The organism is Ruegeria sp. AL11, from assembly GCF_056540865.1.
On sequence record NZ_JBQFXO010000008.1, the window covers coordinates 72,947 to 93,085 of the forward strand.

15 protein-coding genes are annotated in these 20,139 nt (G+C 57.0%); 2 read left to right on the forward strand and 13 right to left on the reverse strand.

Annotation, left to right across the window (positions count from 1 at the left end):
* Positions 1-28 precede the first annotated feature (28 nt).
* Together ACR0IP_RS14025 and ACR0IP_RS14030 are read right to left on the reverse strand one after the other, a co-directional pair.
* Positions 29-2,080, reverse strand: a complete 2,052-nt coding sequence (locus ACR0IP_RS14025; RefSeq protein ID WP_480526219.1) for an ABC transporter substrate-binding protein — start codon at positions 2,078-2,080, stop codon at positions 29-31.
* 69 nt (positions 2,081-2,149) lie between these two features.
* Positions 2,150-3,073, reverse strand: a complete 924-nt coding sequence (locus tag ACR0IP_RS14030; protein ID WP_480526221.1) for a LysR substrate-binding domain-containing protein — start codon at positions 3,071-3,073, stop codon at positions 2,150-2,152.
* Positions 3,074-3,336: 263 nt separating this feature from the next.
* Between ACR0IP_RS14030 and ACR0IP_RS14035 the strand changes: the two genes are divergently transcribed.
* Positions 3,337-4,113: an HAD-IIB family hydrolase gene (locus tag ACR0IP_RS14035; protein ID WP_170380343.1), complete on the forward strand. Its 777-nt coding sequence runs from the start codon at positions 3,337-3,339 to the stop codon at positions 4,111-4,113.
* Positions 4,114-4,131: 18 nt separating this feature from the next.
* Positions 4,132-5,367 carry a glycosyltransferase family protein gene (locus ACR0IP_RS14040; RefSeq protein WP_170380342.1) on the forward strand — a complete coding sequence of 412 codons (1,236 nt, stop codon included), beginning with the start codon at positions 4,132-4,134 and terminating at the stop codon, positions 5,365-5,367.
* Here ACR0IP_RS14040 and ACR0IP_RS14045 read toward each other — a convergent pair.
* The 11 genes from ACR0IP_RS14045 to ACR0IP_RS14095 all read right to left on the reverse strand — a co-directional run bounded on the left by ACR0IP_RS14045 (position 5,345) and on the right by ACR0IP_RS14095 (position 20,114).
* On the reverse strand, positions 5,345-7,087 hold the full coding sequence (locus tag ACR0IP_RS14045) for a sugar phosphorylase (protein ID WP_170380341.1): 1,743 nt from the start codon (positions 7,085-7,087) through the stop codon (positions 5,345-5,347). The genes ACR0IP_RS14040 and ACR0IP_RS14045 overlap by 23 nt on opposite strands.
* Positions 7,088-7,467: 380 nt before the next feature.
* Positions 7,468-9,309 carry a V-type ATP synthase subunit A gene (locus ACR0IP_RS14050; RefSeq protein ID WP_170556009.1) on the reverse strand — a complete coding sequence of 614 codons (1,842 nt, stop codon included), beginning with the start codon at positions 9,307-9,309 and terminating at the stop codon, positions 7,468-7,470.
* Complete coding sequence (locus tag ACR0IP_RS14055) at positions 9,306-9,998, reverse strand: hypothetical protein (protein WP_170702246.1); 693 nt, start codon at positions 9,996-9,998, stop codon at positions 9,306-9,308. The genes ACR0IP_RS14050 and ACR0IP_RS14055 overlap by 4 nt, the downstream gene beginning before the upstream one ends.
* A gap of 1 nt (position 9,999) precedes the next feature.
* Positions 10,000-10,677: a hypothetical protein gene (locus ACR0IP_RS14060; RefSeq protein WP_170380338.1), complete on the reverse strand. Its 678-nt coding sequence runs from the start codon at positions 10,675-10,677 to the stop codon at positions 10,000-10,002.
* The gene (locus tag ACR0IP_RS14065) at positions 10,677-11,120 is read right to left on the reverse strand and encodes an ATP synthase subunit C (protein WP_170324458.1); all 444 of its coding nucleotides are present in this window, start codon (positions 11,118-11,120) and stop codon (positions 10,677-10,679) included. Before ACR0IP_RS14065 ends, ACR0IP_RS14060 begins: the two co-directional genes overlap by 1 nt.
* Positions 11,117-12,913 carry a V-type ATP synthase subunit I gene (locus tag ACR0IP_RS14070; RefSeq protein WP_480526224.1) on the reverse strand — a complete coding sequence of 599 codons (1,797 nt, stop codon included), beginning with the start codon at positions 12,911-12,913 and terminating at the stop codon, positions 11,117-11,119. Before ACR0IP_RS14070 ends, ACR0IP_RS14065 begins: the two co-directional genes overlap by 4 nt.
* A complete protein-coding gene (locus ACR0IP_RS14075) occupies positions 12,910-13,515 on the reverse strand; it encodes a V-type ATP synthase subunit D (RefSeq protein ID WP_170380336.1) in 606 nt (201 codons plus the stop codon). The genes ACR0IP_RS14070 and ACR0IP_RS14075 overlap by 4 nt, the downstream gene beginning before the upstream one ends.
* A complete protein-coding gene (locus ACR0IP_RS14080) occupies positions 13,493-14,854 on the reverse strand; it encodes a V-type ATP synthase subunit B (RefSeq protein ID WP_480526226.1) in 1,362 nt (453 codons plus the stop codon). Before ACR0IP_RS14080 ends, ACR0IP_RS14075 begins: the two co-directional genes overlap by 23 nt.
* A 158-nt stretch (positions 14,855-15,012) precedes the next feature.
* The gene (locus ACR0IP_RS14085) at positions 15,013-17,430 is read right to left on the reverse strand and encodes a DUF3141 domain-containing protein (RefSeq protein WP_480526228.1); all 2,418 of its coding nucleotides are present in this window, start codon (positions 17,428-17,430) and stop codon (positions 15,013-15,015) included.
* Between the two features lie 606 nt (positions 17,431-18,036).
* On the reverse strand, positions 18,037-19,182 hold the full coding sequence (gene argE, locus ACR0IP_RS14090; protein ID WP_170692644.1) for an acetylornithine deacetylase: 1,146 nt from the start codon (positions 19,180-19,182) through the stop codon (positions 18,037-18,039).
* Positions 19,179-20,114: a LysR family transcriptional regulator gene (locus ACR0IP_RS14095; protein ID WP_170680104.1), complete on the reverse strand. Its 936-nt coding sequence runs from the start codon at positions 20,112-20,114 to the stop codon at positions 19,179-19,181. The genes argE and ACR0IP_RS14095 overlap by 4 nt, the downstream gene beginning before the upstream one ends.
* Positions 20,115-20,139: the final 25 nt, after the last annotated feature.

Below are 20,139 nucleotides of genomic sequence, written 5' to 3' on the forward strand. Positions count from 1 at the left end.
GGAGGAAAATGTCAAACCCGCATGGGGGTTACTGTTCCAGCCACCACTGCGAGGGGCGGTAGGGATAGGTCCAGTAGAAGTCGTAGGTTTTCGACTTGATGGGTTTGACGTTCTGCAGGTCGTTGCGCCACAGGAAGGGGGCAACGATGTCACCGACGGTGCCGATCTTCAGCATGTTGTCAGTGTGGATCTTGACGATTTCCGCACCGATTTCATTGCTGGTATCCGAGCCGAACTCAGCCTGGATGAACCGCTCGCTCAGCTCCCACAGCTTTTGGATATCGGCTGGGGGTTCGACGCCTTCGGCCCCATCGGTCTGTTTCCATGTGGCCCATTTGGCACCGGTGCCCGGGTTGAAGAAATCACCAAAGGGCGGCACGAAAACGGTGGTATCCTGCGAGATGGTCGGGCCGGCATTGCCGTCATACTTCCAGGTCGTCAGGTCCAGATCGTTGTTGTTGCCCGAGGCGCGGTATTCGTCCGAGGTAACCTCTTTCAGGTCGACGCGCACGCCCACGGCGGTCCAGTAGTCCCGCACCAGCTCCATCATTTTCACCGGCACACCCTGCGAGGAATAGACCAAGCGAATGACCAGAGGCTTGCCGTCCGGGCGCTCCAACGTGCCGTCGCCGTCGCTGTCGCTCAGGCCCATTTCGGCCAGAAGGGCCTTGGCACCTTCAACGTCATAGGCGATGTCCTTGGTCAGCACGTCATCCGAGATGAACGACACGGTCTTGGGCTCGGCCGGAACACCCTGCATTGGTGTGCCCTGACCCAGATAGACGATCTCGTTGATTTCATCACGGTTCATCGCCAACGACATGGCACGGTTGAAGCGTACATCGTTGAAGATTTCACGCAGCACCTCGTCGTTATGGGTGCGGTTGAACGAGAAGAACACGTTTTCACCCAGTGTCGGCGCGAACTGGATCGTGTAGCCGCCTTTGGCTTCGTTCTCTTTCAGCAGCGGAAAGTCTTCCAGGAAGATCGCCTGCTGTTTCCAGACAACCTCTCCGTTCATGACCTTAAGGTTCTGAACTTCCTTGTCGCTGACATAGCTCTCAACGATTTCGTTGATATAGGGCAACTGGTTGCCCGCAGTGTCGACCTGGTGGAAATAGGGGTTCGCCACCAGTTTGCGGCCTTCCGAGGTCTCTTCGACAACGATGTGGCTTTCCAGCGTCGGCACAACCGCACGGCCAATCGCAGCGGCTTTGTCGGCGTCTTTCAGCAGCGGCGAGGGAACGTCTTTCCAATCCGAGCCGCCGTAGTAGAAATCAACCGCTTCGGCGCCGTTGGCGAAACCGTATTCCTGCGCCAGCGCATCGGCGTTTTCGTTGTATTTGGGCATGAACTGGCCCAGGAAATGCTTGGGCTGGAACGGCTGGCCATAGTCGACGGCAAAGCGGTTCAGAATGCCCGGCGTCGGCACCGGAAAGGTCATGCGGACGGTCACATCATCAACCGCCTCAACCTTGATCGGCTCGCCTGCAAACAGCCAGCGATCCGGGGTTTTTTCCAGAATGTCGGTGTTCAGCAGCAGATCATTGTACCAAAAGGCAACGTCTTCGGCGGTGAAGGGTTCGCCGTCAGACCATTTGTGGCCTTCACGCAGCGTGATCGTCAGAACGGTTTTGTCTTCGTTCCAGTCCCACGCCTTGGCAACGTTGGGAACAACCGTCTGCAGGTCATCCGCATAGCGCACAAAGTTCACATGGCGCACAGATAGAAGGTCCGACGTGCCCGACTCGGTCGCTTTCGAGATGCCGGTGATCGCGCCGCCATACTGGCCGATGCTGTCATAGGGCATCACGACCAGAGGCTCGGTCGGCAAACGGTCTGCAACAGCGGCTAGGTCGGCGTTGCCAAGGATTTTGCCGTTCAGGTCGGCAATCGCTGGGTTTTCCGAGAATTCCAGGGTGCAGGATGCAGCCGATTGCAGCTCGGCCAGTTCCAACTGCTGCGGGAAAGCGGGCTCCAGCCCCATTGGATCAGCGACGGTGGCGCCAGGGCAATTTGCCAGCGCGGGAACCGCAATCATCGTCGCGGCAGTGGACATCAGAATATGACGGATCGTCATGACAACCTCCAGGTTTGTTCGACGACCCGGTTAAGGGGCTATTGTAACAGTTTAATAATGAGTGAGCGTTTATAGCTTTAAACTATGGCGCGCCTGTTCGTTAACGCTCGCCAAAGTTTCTTGTGTAATTTCATAGAATTGTCGGACAGTGGCCGACGCAGCCATCGCAGGCATCGAAACCAAAAACTGATGAGCGCTTAGTTTTTGATCGTTAATCGGGATGAATTTCAGATCCTTGTCGGAAGCCACCAATTCCGATTCGAAGCCTACCCCCTCGCCCACGCCAGCCCTGACCAGAGAGGTGATCGACCCCCAGGAGCCGAGGCCCAGAATGGTATCCGGCACGATACCAGCTTCTGAGGCTGCGCGTTCGAAGATCTGACGCGTACCGGCATTTGGCTCCCGCTGTATCAGTCTCAGTTTCCCGACATCCGCCCAACTGAGGGTCTCGACGTCTCGCAATGCACCTTCGCTTTGGGCGACAATGCCGATCCGGAACGATGCCACCCTTTGGCAATGCATCGTCTCCAGCGGTTCGAGCGCGGTGACAAAGGCGACATCCAGATCACCGGTGCGCAGCAAGGGCAACAGGTCGAGGCTTGCCATGGCACGCGCATTCAGGGTGACACGCGGATGGGTCTGGATAAATCGGGCAATTGGAGGCATGGCGATCTGATAGGTCGAATAGCCCACCCAAAAGCTGCCCGACTTCAGGTCTTTCCGCGCGCCAATCGCTAGATCGACCTCGGACTTCAACGCCAGCAAAGCCTTGATTTGCGGGCGCAGTGTTTCGAACATTTCGGTGGTTTCAATACCCTTGTTGCCCCGCCGCAAAAAGCGACACTCGGTTTGCCGCTCCAAGGCGACGATCAGGTTTGAAACCGTGGGTTGAGAGACGCCCAACTCTTCTGCTGCAGCTGTGAAACTGCCGGTGCGGGCAACCGCCTCAAGCGCTTTGAGCTGGCGGATGCTCGGTTCTACGTTGCTGGGCATGGTCGGTTTCCTTCGCTCCCGCTGTCGTGCAGGTGACCCGGAACAGACAAAAAGTTCAATGCCCGGATACCCTTTCCTAGCTTTATCCGTTTTCATTTCCCGCGCGTCCAGTGCACACGGGAGTGGGCTAAGTTAGGTATTGCCGGCCTAGTTTGCCTATTTTTTCAGCTACCATACTTGTCTGCTGATTTTTTAAACATTAAATCCGCATGTTCTTCTGATTTGAGATGTAGCCGCGCGATCTCGGATGCTAGTCAGAAGCCATGTCCCGACGCCTGCCACTTCTGGTTTTCTCCGATCTCGATGGTACTCTGCTGAACCATCACGACTATAGCTGGGACGCGGCGCAACCCGCACTAAAACGGCTTCGGGACTTTGGCGCGGGGCTCGTGCTAGCCAGCAGTAAAACCGCTGCTGAGATTATTGGCTTTCGCCAAGCCATCGGCTTTTCGAACATGCCTTCGATCGTTGAAAATGGTGCTGGCATTCTGGCACCGGGCCACCCAGAAACCGGCGGGCCATCTGAATATCTGAACATTCTGAATATCCTGCAACACCTCCCACCCGGCTTTCGCGGCTTCGCAGATATGAGCGTGCAGGAGGTGAGCGACAGGACCGGCCTTGATCTCGTCGAGGCAGAGAAAGCCCAGGATCGGCATTTCAGCGAACCGGGAATGTGGGATGGAGCGCCAGAGGATCTTGACAGGTTTATCTCCGAAGCCGGGCGGTACGGTCTTAAGGCCAGGCAAGGCGGTCGATTTCTCACTTTGTCGTTCGGAAAGACCAAAGCGGATGCCATGTCCGACGTGATCCGCCAGCTGAAACCGGAAAGAACCATCGCTCTTGGGGATGCACCAAACGATCTGGAAATGATCCTTGCCGCCGACACCGGTGTCGTTGTCGCAAACCGGCATGGTGCATCCATTCCGGTCCAGGCACCCGAAGCCGAGCGGCGGATATTCAGAACCACACGTGAAGGCCCCGAAGGCTGGGCCGAGGCCATTCTGACCCTCACTGCACCCGATCACGAAGACAGTTAACCAAGACAGGCAGCCCAAATGGCAGACTTCCATCAGAACGGAAACATCACCACGCTTCACAACCTGCGAAGCCGCCCGGCCGAGCATCTGGTGCACGAAATCTCGGTCTTTGCCGAAACGCGCAAGGTGACACTGATCCTGCCTTGTCTCTACTCTGAACTGGAAGGTCCGGCCCTTACTGGGATTATCGACGAACTGTCAAAGGTCAGCTACCTGCATCGCATTATCATCGGGCTAGATCAGGCCGACGCAGAACAATACCAACGCGCCAGAGCGTTTTTCGACCGTTTGCCCCAGAAGCATGTTGTGATCTGGAACAGCAGCCCCCGGATGTTGCAACTGGAAGACCGGCTGCGCGACCTTGGCCTTGCACCACAGGAACCCGGCAAGGGCAAAAACGTCTGGTCCTGTATCGGCTACCTGCTGGCCTGCGCCGACAGCTCGGTCATGGCGATCCATGACTGTGATATCGTGACCTACAAACGGGATATGCTCGATCGGCTGGTTTACCCCGTGGTCAACCCAACCTTCCCGTTCCAGATGGCCAAAGGCTATTATCCGCGCATCGGCGATGGCAACCTGAACGGCCGTGTTACGCGGCTGCTTGTCAGCCCTCTGCTAATCGCGCTGAAGAAGGTAATCGGAGATCGAGACTACATCGATTACCTGCGCAGCTTCCGGTATCCGCTGTCAGGCGAGTTTGCCATTCGCACCCCGACCCTGCCCGATCTACGTATCCCGTCCGACTGGGGGCTGGAAATCGGCGTTCTATCTGAGGCCTGGAGGAACCTCGCTCCCAAATCCGTCTGTCAGGTCGAGATTGCCGACAATTACGATCATAAGCATCAGAAGCTGTCGCCCGAGGATGCCAACACCGGGCTAAGCCGAATGTCGACCGACATCTGTAAGGCCATTTTCCGTAAACTGGCCGCAGATGGTACCGTATTCACCACAAACACATTCCGGACCCTCAAGGCGACCTATTATCGCTCGGCGCTGGATTTGCTTGAGGGGTACTATACCGACGCAAAGATGAACGGCTTGGCGCTTGATCGCCACACTGAGGAAAAGTCGATCGAGCTCTTTGCCGAAAACATCATCCGCGCCGGGCGGGTCTTTTTGGAGAACCCCCATGAGACGCCGTTTATCCCGACATGGAACCGGGTCCATGCCGCAGATGCCGAGTTCCTGCACCACCTGAGCGAAGCGGTCGCGCTGGATCTGGATGAGTTCACACCGCAGGGGCGTTCGTGATCCAGCGACACTGGTAAGGCGCCAGTGAGAATTCGGACATATTAGCACCAAAGACCTCGCCGGTCAGGGCGTCCATCCATGTTTCTTCGGCAATCAGGTTCACTTCTGTCGGATTAATCTGAACGTGATCCGCAGACACGTTGTGAAGGGCGAAAATGGATTGGCTTCGATCCAGACTCTGCCTCCAAATTCCAAAAACCCTTTCGTCAAGCCGTAGGGTAAACTGCGTCGCATTCGGGTGGAACGCCGACTGCTGCGCACGAATGCGCAACCGGCGAGACATTTCCGACAACACTCGGGATTGATCCGATCCAGGATCAGCGAGCTTTGACAGCAGGTCCGGATAGTGCCAGCGATGCCGGTTGATCGCCCTGTTCATCCCGCGACGTTCAACCGCCTCATGGTCGTTGGGGGTAGCCAACAGTGAATGGATGTAAAACGCGGGAATACCCTCAAGCGACATCACGATAGTCTGCGAACAGATGAAACGCGCCAAGTGAAATTGGTCTTCGCCGTCAAAGGTCGCGTACATGGCCTCGAAGAAGGCGCAGTTCAATTCATAAGGTTCTTCGCGACCATCCGGTAAGGCGCGCATGGAAACCAGCCCGCCCAGGTTTCGCACGGTGTCGATCATCCGCGTCTTTTCTTCGGGTGGCAGCAGCCCTTCTGCGGGCCGCATCCCGATACCATCATGGCTGGCGGTGAAGTTCAGATAGGCACACCCCAATTGCGCCGGGGGCATGGCCGCCTGCCAGTCACGCAAGTACCGGGCAGTGCCAGACTGCATGGCGTGCAGGATCAAGGGAGGAAGGGGAAAGTTGTAAACCGCATGTGCCTCGTTCCGATTGCCGAAATAGCTTAAATTTTCTGTACGCGGAACATTGGTTTCGGTCAGCAGGACGACAGTCTCTGTCGTGAAATCGCAAAGAAGCCGAAGCAGTTGCACGATGGCATGCGTCTGAGGAAGGTGGATCGAGGTCGTGCCCACTTCTTTCCAGATGAAGGCCACGGCATCCAGCCGCAGGATGCGCACGCCCTTGTCGATATGCAGTCGGATGATCCGAAGCATTTCGATCAGAACCTCAGGATTGCGGAAGTCTAGGTCGATTTGATCGTGGCTAAAAGTACACCAGACGTGACGGTCGCCACGGCTCGTTTCAACCTGACGCAAAAGCGGGGTGGTTCTGGGCCGTACCACCGGCTGCAGATCCTCTTCAGGCCTAGCCTCGAAGAAGAACCTGTCATGCGGCGGCTTTCCCTGCAGGTAGTTGTTGAACCATAGCCCCTGACTGGACACGTGGTTGAGCACAAGATCCGACATCAGGTGGAAATCATCCGCGATGCGCGTGATGTCTGGCCAATCCCCCAATTGCGCGCTGACGCTGTAATAATCCGAAACCGCAAACCCATCATCGGATGTGAAGGGAAAGAATGGCAGGATATGCACGCCGTTCACGACCCCTTGCAGATGACGCACAAGAAAATCGTGCAACAAGTCCAGAGGTTTGTGGACCTGATCTTCGATGGAATTGCCGTAAGTGATCAGAACACTGTCCCGCTCCGACCAGAGACCATTGCCGGGTTTTCGCCCCTGCTTTCTTTGGTGGTGGCCGGACGGCCAGAACGCTTGCACAATCTGCTCGGATAATTCTGCATGGTCATGGTCCGGGTAGATACGGATCAGAAGATCCGTCAGTCGCCGGGAGAAATTCTGGCTCATGGTCGTTGTGCTTGGCTCGGCTTCGTCAAATGCCAATTGTTCGCCAGAGCGGTAGATCTGTCAAACGAGTCCAATTCCAGCTGCGCACCATCCCGAGGTTTATCGATTCATCTGCCTGTAAATTGGTCGATTTCAAAGAAAAAATAACGCGCTTGCGATGTGGCCATCGCGCATAGCATCCTTCGGATATCGATTACTTTTGACGGAATCTTGGATTGGTTCTCAGCGCGATGACATCGAAAGTCATGCTCCGGTTAACCTAGACACTTTGGGTTGTCAAAAGTTTGCAACAGCTCTAGAAACGATGACTCGCCCGACCAGAAACCTCACATGCATTGTCCTCACAAGTCCGAGTTATGTGCTCAATGGCAAGCAACTCCTCAGACCCCGAATTTTTCATGACAGAGATCGGTGATCTGTTGCCAGATTGATTTGAATTCCGGCGTGTTCTCGGCTGCGTAGTGAAAGTTTTTCATCAATCCGGTGAGTTGCGTGAACACCTGCCGCACCTCGGCTTTGTCGGCGAAATCGGCACTCGACTGAGTGACATCGTAGACCAGTTTGAAGGTAATCTTTTGCCGCTCCAGCGGCACGGTTGCGTCCACCTGGTCAAAAGCATCCTGCTGCAGGTAGACCATGTCCACAAACAGCGCCTTTTGTTGGGTGACAAAGTCCTCGATGGTGACACCCTCTTCGCCGGTGACCTGCATCATCTGGTCGACCTGCTCACCTTTTTCGATTAGCGCCAGCAGGTCCCGGACCTTACCTGTCCATCCGGGTTCCGCGTTTTTGTCGTACCAGTCCGAAAGCTGATCCGTGTAGCGCGACCAGCTGAGCATCGGATCAACGGCCGGATAGAATCGCTTATAGGCCCGCTCCGAGGACAGGCCGAGGAAGCATTTCACCGTAGACAAAGTGGACTGGGTGACCGGCTCATCAAAGTTTCCCCCAGCCGGTGACACCGTCCCGATCAGGGTCAGGCTGCCCAGATCGTCATCATTGGTTTTCAACGCGCCCGCGCGTTCGTACAAACCCTTGATCGAACTTTCCAAATAGGCCGGAAAGCCCTCTTCGCCTGGAATTTCCTCAAGCTTGCCAGAGGTTTCGCGCATCGCCTGCGCCCAACGACTGGTGCTGTCGGCGATCAGCAGAACGTCATAGCCCATTTGTCGATAGTACTCACCCAGCGTAATGCCGGTAAAGATTGAGGCCTCGCGCGCGGCGACTGGCATTGAGGAGGTGTTACAGATGATGATCGTACGATCCATCAAGCTGCCGCCAGTGGTCGGGTCGGTCATCTTGGGGAATTCGTGGATCGTCTCGACCACCTCACCGGCGCGTTCGCCACAGGCCACGACAATGACGATATCTACCTTGGCGTTCCGCGCGATTAGGTTTTGCAGCACCGTCTTGCCAGCTCCGAACGGGCCGGGAATGCAGGCCGTTCCGCCGCGAGCGATGGGAAAGAAGGTATCAATCAGGCGCTGCGAGGTCAGAACCGGCTCGGTCGGATAGAGGCGTTCGGACAGGGCGCGTTTAAGGATGCTCTCTGGCAAGGGGCGCCGTACTGGCCATTTCTGCGACAGGGTGAGTGTGTGTTCACCGCCCTGCTCATCCTCCAGCCGGGCAACGATGTCGTGGATCGTGGCCGCGCCCTTCTGGACCCAAACGACCTTGTAGTCGCCTGTCCAATTGAAAGGTAGCATGATCTTGTGGCTGAAATGACCCTCGGGAACAGTACCGATGCTGTCGCCTGCAGTGACCGTATCCCCGACCTTGACCGACGGCGTGAACGACCATTTTGCCTGATCATCCAGAGGGGCAACATCTGCCCCGCGCGGCAGGAATGTTCCAAACTCGCTGGCCACCTTGGGCAGCGGCGATTGCAGGCCATCAAACACCTGCCCCAGCAAGCCCGGCCCGAGTTCGACCGACAGCAACTGGCCCGATTGTTCTACCGGATCGCCGACGGCTACACCGTCGGTGCTCTCATAGACCTGAACATCCGCTGTATCACCGCGTACGCGCAGCACTTCGGCCTTCAGACGCTCTTGCCTGCCGCCTGGGCCGGGGCGCGTGGGCAGGATGAAGACCACCTCGTTTTTGACCAGCTGTCCGGGCTGGCCCGAGGCGTCGGCGTTGGCTTGGATCTGCACAAGCCCCTCCTGCACCGAAACGACGCGGGCGGTGGCGGTCTGCGTGGCGGGGGTTGGGGCGGTCATGCGTATGCTCCCTCAAAATCAATATCGGCGACATCGGCCATGGCCTGTTGCGCCAGATGCTCAAATCTCTTGGCCGCGTCCTGCGCGTTGCTTTGCGCCCAGCGGTCGAAAATGTTCCATTTCAGCACGTAGATCGCCACGGCTTCGAAATCGAAATAGTGACGAGATGCGTGCCGTTTCAGTTGCTTGTGACTGACCGACAAGAGCAAGCGCTCCAGTCCCAAAGGGTCTTCGGCATCCAACAGCTGTTTCGCGTCCTTGATCCACGGCATCGCACCTTCAAGACGGAAATGAGGATCCCCCCAATTCTCGGGGATGTGCCGGCTCCAACGGCCCATTCCGAATACCCCTGACGGGGCGCCACCGCCTTGCTTACGCAGGCGAAGTGCGGCAACGACGGTGCGCAGATCCATGCGTTCCACAAGGATCTTCCGCAAAGTTGGTTGCGGCGTATCCTCCAGTGCTTCTTTGCATCGCTTAATGGCCTGAGCATCCGTCACGTCCATGTCATAGCCGCTCCAATTCAGAGCATGCTCCAACGCCTTCAAAACGCGCGCGTCCTCGGATGTCAGCGCCGTCAAGCGCCGCTCAAGGCGGAGGCGCGACAAGGGTGGCTGCTTGGCGACAAACAACCGTTCCGAGCCCGGCAGGCTGCTGATCAAAGCGATATAGGCGTCGGGGTCCGACATGTTACCGGATCACCCCTTCCAGCACGGCGCGGAAACGAGGTTGCAGATGCTGCATCAGCAGCGAAGCCACGGCTTTGTCGGTCAGGTCCAGAACCACGCCCTGATCTTCGGCCCGAACTCGGATACCGCCCTGCGCGTCGTCTGCAGCATGCAATTCAACCTGTTCGCGCAGCATTTCGGCGGTCAGGCCAAGTACGTATTTCGTCAGCTTACCGGACTGGATGTCATCAGCGTTTTGCTTGATGTCTTCTTGCGTGGCGACCTTTGCGGGCAGGATGACCTGAACCTTGCCCTCGAGATTGGCGCCCTCAGCCGCGCGCCCGACAACCTCCAGGATCATCTGTTTCAGCAGGTCCGGGTCTGCCATTTCCTTGGTGACGAGGCGCGCCACGTCCTCTCGAAACCGATCCGTCAGGCCCGCCTTCATGGTCAGAACCGCGTCCCGCATGGCGGTGTTTAGCGCCTCTTCGCCTGCCGCGCGATAGCTGTCGGAGTCGCTGCGGGCCTTTTTCTGGTAGGCATCCGCCTCACGCTTGGCGTCCGCCAGAATCTTGGCCGCCTCGGCCTTGGCATCCGCCCTCAGCTTCTCGGCATCCGCCTGCCCGGCGGCCACCCCATCATTGCGCAGTTTGTCGATCAGTGCGTCAACGCCGTGCGAGATCATGCCATCCTGTGCCATCAACTGATCCCCGCACTGATCACGAGGGCGAAGACGAAGGCGAAGACGCCAAAGCCTTCGATAATTGCCGCCGGAGCCAAGGACAGGCCGAAAATCTCGGGCTTCTCTTTGGTCGCATTAATCGCGGCGGCGCAGGCCCGACCCTGCCAGATGCCGCAATACATCAGCGCGATGCCGGACAGGATGCCGATCCCGAACAATCCGCCCGCGTTTTCCGGCGTTACATCGCGGTTGAGCGTGAACATTATGACGATCCCATAGATCACCATCGTTGACGGAAAGGCCGAGACGCCGACGAACCGACCATAGCCGCCCTCTGTCTCGGTCATGGCACCAATACTGGCCATGCCCGCAATCGAACAGCCAATCGCACTGGCCGCCGCGCCCAGCGCCATTGGGGCGTAGATGCCCAGCCAACCCAATGTCAGAACAAGCTCATTCATTCCTGAACCTCCTTGCGGGCGAACGGACGAAAGACGATGCCTTCGTCCGGCAGGCCCCATTTAAAGAACTCGATGTAATTGAGACGTAAACCGTGGACGACGCCGCTCATCATGGCGAGGGCGAAGTTCAGGATATGGCCGATGATCAGGATCAGCAGACCGAACAAAATGCCCGGCCCTTTCAGCGCGTGGATAACCGAGACGGCCAGATCGTTGAAAGTGATCGCAAGTGAAGCCGATGCCAATCCGAGCGCAAAGAGACGCATATAGCTGAGGACATCTCCGAATGCGCCCATGGCCCCGGCAAGACCCTGCACACCGTCAATAAGACGCCAGAGCCAGTCGATTGGTTTTTTGATCTGCCTCTCGCTGGTAAACAACAGGATCGCCAAAAGACCCGCGCACAAAATCATCGCGCCCGGCGCCGCTGATTGGCCTTTCATGTAACTGAGCCACAAAACAAACCCGCCGATCAGCGCCGCGATCCAACCTAGATTGGCAACCGCTTTTCGCTGCCCCCATGCCGCACGCGCGGCTAAAGCGTTGGCCAGCACAAGATGTAAGACACCGACAACAATCGAGATCATCATCATCGCAGCGAAGTTATTCAGGTCCAGCAGTTTGGCCTTTGCCAGAAGGGACCCATCGGGCGGTGCGACCCCAAAATAGCTGCCGACCAACACGCCATAAATGACTGTCGCCCCCGAAACGATGACGCCGTAGCGCCTCCAGGATTGTTGGCTAACCGTCCCGCCCAAACGCCTCCAGAACAGCAACAGGCCCAGCAGAATGACGGCCCCATATCCTGCATCTGCCACGATCATCGCAAAGAAGAACGCGAACGAAGCTGCGACGATCACGCTCGGGTCCCAATCCTTGTAGCCCGGCACTTGGTAAAACAGCGCCAAGTCCACAGCAGCGCTGCGCTGTTCCGGCTGCTCCAGCAATGTGGGCGGGGTGTCATCGGCGCCCGGGTCTTCGATCAGAACGGCGGCATCTTTCGCCCCCGCCATCTCCAGAACCGCATCGATCCGATCTTCTGGCACCCAGCCCTGCAGGGCGAACATCGCCTCTTCGTCGCGGACCTTCTGGGTGGCGTGGGCTAGCTCTGCCGCACTTTCAGCTACGGACAGGTTGCGCCGCATCAGCGTTAGATATCGGGTCTGCGCAACCCTTTCCGCCTCAAGCGCTTCGATCGCGATCTCTGCCTCTTCCAGCTGTGCTTCCAACTCGTGGATCGGCAAAGACCCGGTATGCGTGCGCGGGACCGGCAGGATATCGTCGGCCGGTTCGTCTGGCGCAATCAGGACGGCATAGATGAAGCGGTGATCCTGTTCGAGAATGGCCCAAGGCAGCGCCAGACCTTCCAACGCACCCCGGTGCTTTAGGGGCAGTTGGTAAAACCACAACCGGTTGCCCGCAAGAACATCGTCGGGCGGGAAATCCAAATCCCCCCAAGGCTGCACCTGAGCAATCCGATGGGCTAGAAAATCCCTTCGGTCTGACATGTCACGCGTACGCTGCATCAGTTCCAGCACGTCTTTGACGAACTGATCCATCTGGAACTCAGGATCGCGTTGTATTTGCCTGCGAGGCTCGGGGACATCGGTCAGGAAACGCAGCGCCTTGTATGCTTCATGCGCGCCCCGTTCATTGACCTTTTCCGGCTCAGCCGGCGGAGCGGCCAAAGGCAGAACATGCATACAACCCAGCACCTGCAGCGCCTCAAGCGTTTCGACCTTCTGCGCCGACCGTCCCACCAATGAGAGTTTTTTGAGCCGTGCAACACTCATGACACGGCCTCCTGCGCATGTTTGCGCTTGGAGATCTTCGAGCGCACGACGGCCTGCATCTGCTCATCACTCAGATAGATGCGGATCTTCTTGATATTGGCCTTGGCGCGCGGGATCAGAACCTTTTCGAACAGATTGACCCGCTGCGTGATCGTGGCGACGGCCTTGTCGAAAATCTTCACCCGCTCTTCCGCCACTTTGACCCGCAGACGCGCCTCAATCATATCGTGCAGCAACTGCGCGGCGGCGTCGACCCAATGGGGCTTGGCCAGCCTTGAGTACGGCCGCACCGAAACCTCAATCCGGTCAAGGGCGGGCATCTTGACGCCCACGACATTCACCTCCTTGACCTTGTAGTCTTTCAGCTCGACCAACCCGTCCAGATCAATACCCTTCTGCGCCAGCATGGGGAGCTTCGCGCCGACCTGTTGCGCCAGATCGCTCACTTCGTCTTCCAGACGCTTTACATCTTCTCGTGCCTTGGCGCGTTCGGCCATCAACTGCTGGCGTTTCAGGTCCAGCGACGGCAGGAACCGCTCATAGCTTTTCAGCTGTGTCTGCTCGCGGGCGAGCGACGACTTATTCAGCTGCAACCGCGCCATCACCATCCTTTGGGAAATACTTGTCGATCAGAGCTTGCTTCATCAGCAATTGCTCAGGCTCAAAACACTCGGCCAGTGTTTTCCAGCCCAGATCCAGCGCGTCCTCCAACGGGATTGAGACGTTAATGTCCATGAACCGCTTGCGGAACAGCGCGCCGAATTTCAGAAGTTGGTGATCGTAGTCCGACAGATCAAAGGCCATCGCCTGTTTCTGCGCGGCATCCCGGCTTTCCGAATAGAATCGGATCATCGTGTTCATGATCTGCCCGTGATCCTCACGCGTGGTCTTGCCTATGACGTTCTGCTTCAGACGCGAGAGGCTGCCGAATGGGTCAATCACACCCGAATGCAGGTAGAACTGCCCCTCGGTTATGTAGCCCGTGTTGTCCGGCACAGGGTGGGTCACATCGTTGCCGGGCATTGTCGTGACGGTCAGAACAGTCACCGAGCCCCCTTTGGCATAATCACAAGCTTTCTCATAGCGCCGCGCGAGCTGCGAATAGAGATCACCCATATATCCACGCTGCGAGGGGACGCGCTCCTGACTTATGCCCACCTCTTTCATCGCATCTGCATAGGCGGTCATGTCGGTCAGAAGCACAAGAACGCGCTTACCCTCTTCCACCGCGAATTTCTCGGCCACGGCCAGCACCATGTCTGGCACCAGAAGGCGTTCCACCAGAGGGTCCATGGCCTGATTGACGAACATCACGGTGCGCGAGAACACCCCTGCATCCTCAAACGAAGTCCGAAACGTGTGATAGTCATCGAAGATTAGACCCAACCCGCCGAAGACCACGATATCCGCGTCCGCCTGTATCCCGATGCGGCTGAGGAAGGCGTTGAACGGCTCGCCCGAGACCGAAAAGATAGGGATCTTCTGGCTTTCGACCAGCGTATTGAACACGTCGATCATTGGCACGTCGGTGCGGATCATCTTGTTGGGCACGGCCCGTTCGGCCGGGTTCACTGTCGGTCCGCCAATATCTATCCGCGGCTCGGCCGACAGGTCAGGGCCGCCGTCAATCGGCTCTCCCGCTCCGTCAAAAACGCGGCCCAGAATATTGGCTGAATACGGCGTCTGCATCGGGTGACCCAGGAAGGTCGCCGTCGCCTCGGTCGAGATGCCCTTGGTGCCCGAGAACACCTGCAGCGTCACCACATCCCGGTCGATAAAGATCGCCTGGGCCAGCGTTTTATGCTCATCGACCGTTTCGATCACCGCCAGATCATTGAACCGAACAGCCGGTGCGCCACCATCTTCAACCGGCACACGAACCTTGATCGTGTCGCCGACAATTTCCAAAACACGTGTATACTTCAAAAGACTCTGAGACATCGCCTACCCTAAGTCGCATGTTTAAGAGTTTAAATTCTTTCCACCTTCGTGCTGCCCACCAAAGCATCAGCGCCGGAGGGATTTATATTGATCTGATAAATCTGGTTGCCGCCAAGTTAATAGACGTTTCCGGCCTAAAGCAATGAAATCGTTTCAATTCAGACTGGGTTTCGGGTTACTTTTCGCCTTCTGGGTCTTGCTGGTGATGACTCTGACGCTGGCTTTGCCTCAGTTCCAGCATCCCCACTGTGGTCCAAAACCCGTACAAGCAGATTGGCCATTTCTTCTAGTTCTTTAGACGGCGTTCGGACTTCACCTATGATGTGCTTGACAAGCTCGACGGCTTCAGTGCGCCGCGCTTTGTCGGGCAATAGATAAGGCAACGTGTCGACCGCGCCCTTCGGATCAAAAGTGGCGACCAGGGATTGCTCATACAGAATCCGCTGACGGTCGGTAACCGAAAGGGGCTTGAACGGCGCTTCGTGGTGAAAGATATGCGCCCACCGGTGTAAAATCTCGGCACGAAAGCCTTTGTGACTGTCGGCCAATAGAACCAGTATACGAATGACCGCCTCGGGTAGACCTCCTTGCCGCATATGAGCAAGCACCGCACTGACCTCGGGCAGATCGCGCAAAGTCGCCGGATCCGGCAGCGTTCGGCGCGTTGCATTCCTTTGCCCGAACCAAGACGCAAACGGCCCACCCCAAATGGCGAAAAAGGACGTCTCATACCAGGCGTCGCGCAAATCTCGGCCAAGATCCATCGACTGCTCAATCCATTCACCGGTGAGTTTTTCCCATTTCAGAAACGGATTTTCAGCATCGGCGGGAGCGCGCTCCGCTCTGGCATTCTTCGCCAGAGTTTCGATTCCTTTCCCCAAAACTGTGCTCGAAGACATCGCAGCGCGTTGTGCTCGCAATGGATGTGCATTTAGCAAAGCCTGGGCCATCACCGGTGACGACAGGGCTTGCACTGCTGGGCGACCGAAGGTTTCATAGGCCCCTGCTTGCACTTCAGACATTTGCGCCACTGCGGCAAAACTGTTCTCATCCTGTCGACCGTCATCCAATGCCGCGACGTCCGACAGCGTTCGTTCGACGAAACGAACTTCGAAGGATTTATCGACCCCGTCCCCTTCGATGTTGTCAATGACCATCTCATAGAGACCAGGCGCCATTGCCTCGACCGTCTCAAGTGTAGAGGCCAAGCCTGCGTGCTCTTTGCGCGCGACCTTGGAGGAAACAAAGATGCCCAGATGTCCCACCTCATCATGAAGCATGTAGATGATGCGCTGGCCGCGTACCCGTATCTCTTCTTCGTCCGCATAGGTTTCGGCAATCCAGTTCAACGCCTGTTGCGGCGGCGTGATATTGTCGCCATGGCTTGCAAAGACAAATATCGGCGCTTTGATCGCCTTGAGATCAACGGGAACTCCGGGTTCCAGTTGCGCGGTATTCTTGACCAGCCGGTTTCCAACGAACAGCTGTTCGACAATCCATCGAATTTCGGCCTCGTTCAGAATGAAAAACCCACCCCACCAGCGCTCAAAATCAATGAAGCGTTGCCTGCCGGCTTCGGGATCGCGATACAGATCGAAATATTTGCCAAAGTAGTTTCGGCTGGGGTTTAGCTGCTCGAAATTCATCACCAGATTGGCGCCGTCGAACTTGCCATTCCCCAAATCTGACCAGAACATCGGCTGCCAGGTGCCACCAAGCATACCACCGTTGTAGCGCATGGGGTTTTCACCAACCTCACCCGACCAAGGTGCAACCGGCGCTCCGTTGAGCACCAAAGGTCCGTTCAGATCTGGGTTGCAGGCCGCCATCAGCAATGTCGCCCAACCGCCCTGGCAGTTTCCCGTCACAACAGGTTGCGGGCTTTTGGGATGACGCGCGCCGACTGTGCGAACAAATCCAGCCTCGGCATGCATAACGTCCGCCAATGTCTGACCTTCAACCGGATCACGGCCGAAGCTCACAAAATAGACCGGATGGCCCTTGGCCAGCGCCACGCCGACCTGGCTGTCGGACTTGAAACCACCAATACCTCCACCGTGCCCAGCACGCGGGTCGATGATGATGTAGGGGCGTTTGTGATCGTCTACCTCGATCCCTTGCGGGGGGACGATGCGCAATAGGTGATAGTTGCAGGGCCGGTCGAGCTCCGCCCCATCAACGATCACTTCGTAGTCATAAGCAAGCACCGGCGGGCATCCGGCCGCTTCATGTTCAAGGAAAACATCACCACGCTCACGCAAGGCGTCCATCGTCAAGGCCACGCGCTGACCAGCATCCTTTACGTAGTCCGCCCAGGCAGAGCCAACGGATTTCGTCTGCGTGAATTGCACCGCAAGATCTCGCAGATCGCTTGTCAGGTTCAGAACCCGATCCGAATGGTGCTCAGTTATTTGCTGAGCCTGAATGGTAGCGGCACGAGACAGAATTTCATACTGAACACCAGATTGATCAAGCACGTTGGAAATCGCGTCGAACAATTTGCTGTTCACGGCCGTTACGTTTTCGCCATTTGCAAGGTTCGATGCCTTTTCATTCGCGAATGAATTCCGAGCCATTGATCTATCCTTCCTCGGACGATGTTGGTTTCACCGTCGATGGGGAGTATGCCCCCGGTCAAATTGAACGCCTCGCTGCTTGCAAGAAACGATGCACAGGTCGACATCTTCGATGGTCGCGAAGTGATGTGTGGGTGCATGCTTTGCTGCAGCGCACCAAAATTGGCTATCCCGGTGACGACGCGGGTTTTCAGAAGGCCTGGCGACATCTTCGCTTTGCGACTGCAGCGCGCGTGCATAACCCCACGCGATCGACCGATCGCTTGCCACTCCGATGACGACAGCTTTTGACCTGTTCAAGTGGAACATCGTGGCGCCTCGATTTCTGCAGTGCAGCATACCACTTCTCAATCGATTCGAAACATTTGAATGGTCAAACTATCTCGCCAACGCTGCGTCAAAGTCGTTCAGTAGCAAGTTTGTGGCACATTAGACTCCGCAACAATCTCTGACGATACGCGACCGATCCATTAGAATGGACAACGCTTACCACAATACGCCAATCCAGGACCGCCCCTTACCGGAGCAGACGGCATTCATACGCATCAAGTGTGGACGTCAATTGTCGGAAGCTTCGCAACTGACCTCACAAAAAACACATCTGCCCTAGAGGCCAAACAACACCTCATTCGCGACTTTTCCAAGCATGAGGGAACAAGCAACCAATTGTTCCTCGGAAACGTACTCATCAGGCTTGTGGCCTTGTTCCGCCATAGACCCTGGGCCGCACACCACTGTCGCGATGCCAAGGTCTGACAGAACGCCAGCCTCAGTTCCGAATGCAACGTGGGTTGTTTCGCCGCCGCCAGAGGATTTGACAAGTGAGACCTCTGGCTCAGAGCTGGAGACTGACAACCCGGGGTATCCCGCCAACGCCCGAAGCGAGATTTGGGCAGCCGTTGGAAACTTGGCCAAAACCGCGTCTGCTGCCTGCTGAAGCTCGGCTTCGATCTCGTCGGGGTCATCTTCCGCCAGATGCCGGAACTCAAACACAAGCGTCGCCTTGTCGGGTACAAGGTTGAGAGCTGTGCCGCCGGACAGCTGGCCAACATGGAAGGTCGTATAGGGAACATCGTAGGCGTCGTTGCGGATCCCGGTTTGTTGGGCCTTCTGCTGCATCTGGCGCAACTTTGCGACGAAATCGACGGCAACATGGAGTGCGTTGACAAATTGCGGGGCGAGCGCGGAATGTCCGGCCTCTCCTTTAATGTCGGCGCGGTAGGCACGCTTGCCTTTATGGCCGATAGCGACCTTCATCTCGGTCGGTTCGCCTACAATGGCCAGTCTGGGACGCTCCAACAGCGACGGCAGCTGCTTTTTCATGCGTGAAATCCCGACGCAGCCGATCTCTTCGTCGTAAGACACCAAGAGCTTTAGGGGCGTTTTCAGCTCCCGACCGTGCACGGCATCGGCGAGGGCCAACATCTCAGCCAGAAAGCCTTTCATATCGGTCGTTCCACGCCCGTACAATCGGCCTTCTTGTCGGGTAAGTTTGAAGGGGCTTACGCTCCAATCCTGCCCCTCAACTGGCACCACGTCGGAATGCGCAGAGAGTAACAGCCCACCTTCAACAGATGGCCCGATTTCTGCAAAAAGCCCTGCCTTAGGTTCGTCAGGATCCACGATGCGCTGGACCCGAAAGCCGCGATTGCGCAGAAAGTCTTCGATATAGGCGATCATATCGAGGTTGGATCGGGCACTGACGGTTTCAAAGGCAACCAGACGCTCCAGAACCTCTAGCGAGACACTCATGAAAGCGCTTCTCCTCCGATGGCGCGGAAGGCGCCCGCGCGGGCCTGAGCCTGCGCATAGTCTATGAACGCAGACACCGTGCGCGACTTTTCCGCACCGTGGGTGGTCAAAAGGCCCATTCTCAAGGACCGAACCGGCCCGGTAATCGGCACGCAAACAAGCGGATTGCCGTCCGGTGATGTATTGCTTTGCGGGCGCACATTGGCGATGGAATAGCCAAAGGCGTTACCGACCATCGAACGCATCACGGCCATGTCTCTTGTCAACTCCACGATGCGAGGCTGGCGCGAGGATGCCGTAAACAGCGACAGGAAGTAGTCGGTGCTGATCGGCAAATCGAGAAGGATCATTGGCAGGTCCGCCAGATCATCAATGGATACGGATGTCCGTGTCGCCAATTCGTGCCCGGCATGTAGCAATGCAAATGGGTTCAGGCGCACCAGCCCGATGAAATTCAAGTCGGTTGGAATATCCATGTCATAGGTCAGCGCAATGTCGATCTCGGACCGTTGCAACGCGTTGAATATCTCTGCCTGGTTCAGTTCTTTCTGGGCGATCCTGACATCGGGAAATCCGGTTTCAAACCCGCGCCGCAACCGCGGTAAGACAAGTTGCGCAAAGGTCAGGAGGCAGCCCACTGCGAGAGGGCCGCGCGCCGTACCTGAAATATCGGCGGCAATGTTTGCGATCTCTCTCGCGTCGTTCAGGACCTGGCGGGCTTTTTCAAACACCCTTTGCCCACCTTGTGTCAGTGACAGGCCCTGCGCGTGTTGCCGCACAAACAGCGAAATCGCCAACTCTTCTTCAAGCTGGGTGATGGCAGATGAGATCGACGGCGACGAGACGTTCAACCGGTCTGCAGCCCGCGCTATACTGCCTGTTTCGCCAACCGTAACAAGGTACTCCAACTGCCGGAGGGTCAGACGCGGCACGCAGACGCTCCTATTTTAGAGATGT

Coding starts and splice junctions, on each gene's coding strand:
- ACR0IP_RS14025 (WP_480526219.1), bottom strand. CDS start 2,080: ATGACGATCCGTCATATTCTGATGTCCACTGCCGCGACGATGATTGCG.
- ACR0IP_RS14030 (WP_480526221.1), bottom strand. CDS start 3,073: ATGCCCAGCAACGTAGAACCGAGCATCCGCCAGCTCAAAGCGCTTGAG.
- ACR0IP_RS14035 (WP_170380343.1), top strand. CDS start 3,337: ATGTCCCGACGCCTGCCACTTCTGGTTTTCTCCGATCTCGATGGTACT.
- ACR0IP_RS14040 (WP_170380342.1), top strand. CDS start 4,132: ATGGCAGACTTCCATCAGAACGGAAACATCACCACGCTTCACAACCTG.
- ACR0IP_RS14045 (WP_170380341.1), bottom strand. CDS start 7,087: ATGAGCCAGAATTTCTCCCGGCGACTGACGGATCTTCTGATCCGTATC.
- ACR0IP_RS14050 (WP_170556009.1), bottom strand. CDS start 9,309: ATGACCGCCCCAACCCCCGCCACGCAGACCGCCACCGCCCGCGTCGTT.
- ACR0IP_RS14055 (WP_170702246.1), bottom strand. CDS start 9,998: ATGTCGGACCCCGACGCCTATATCGCTTTGATCAGCAGCCTGCCGGGC.
- ACR0IP_RS14060 (WP_170380338.1), bottom strand. CDS start 10,677: ATGGCACAGGATGGCATGATCTCGCACGGCGTTGACGCACTGATCGAC.
- ACR0IP_RS14065 (WP_170324458.1), bottom strand. CDS start 11,120: ATGAATGAGCTTGTTCTGACATTGGGTTGGCTGGGCATCTACGCCCCA.
- ACR0IP_RS14070 (WP_480526224.1), bottom strand. CDS start 12,913: ATGAGTGTTGCACGGCTCAAAAAACTCTCATTGGTGGGACGGTCGGCG.
- ACR0IP_RS14075 (WP_170380336.1), bottom strand. CDS start 13,515: ATGGCGCGGTTGCAGCTGAATAAGTCGTCGCTCGCCCGCGAGCAGACA.
- ACR0IP_RS14080 (WP_480526226.1), bottom strand. CDS start 14,854: ATGTCTCAGAGTCTTTTGAAGTATACACGTGTTTTGGAAATTGTCGGC.
- ACR0IP_RS14085 (WP_480526228.1), bottom strand. CDS start 17,430: ATGGCTCGGAATTCATTCGCGAATGAAAAGGCATCGAACCTTGCAAAT.
- argE (WP_170692644.1), bottom strand. CDS start 19,182: ATGAGTGTCTCGCTAGAGGTTCTGGAGCGTCTGGTTGCCTTTGAAACC.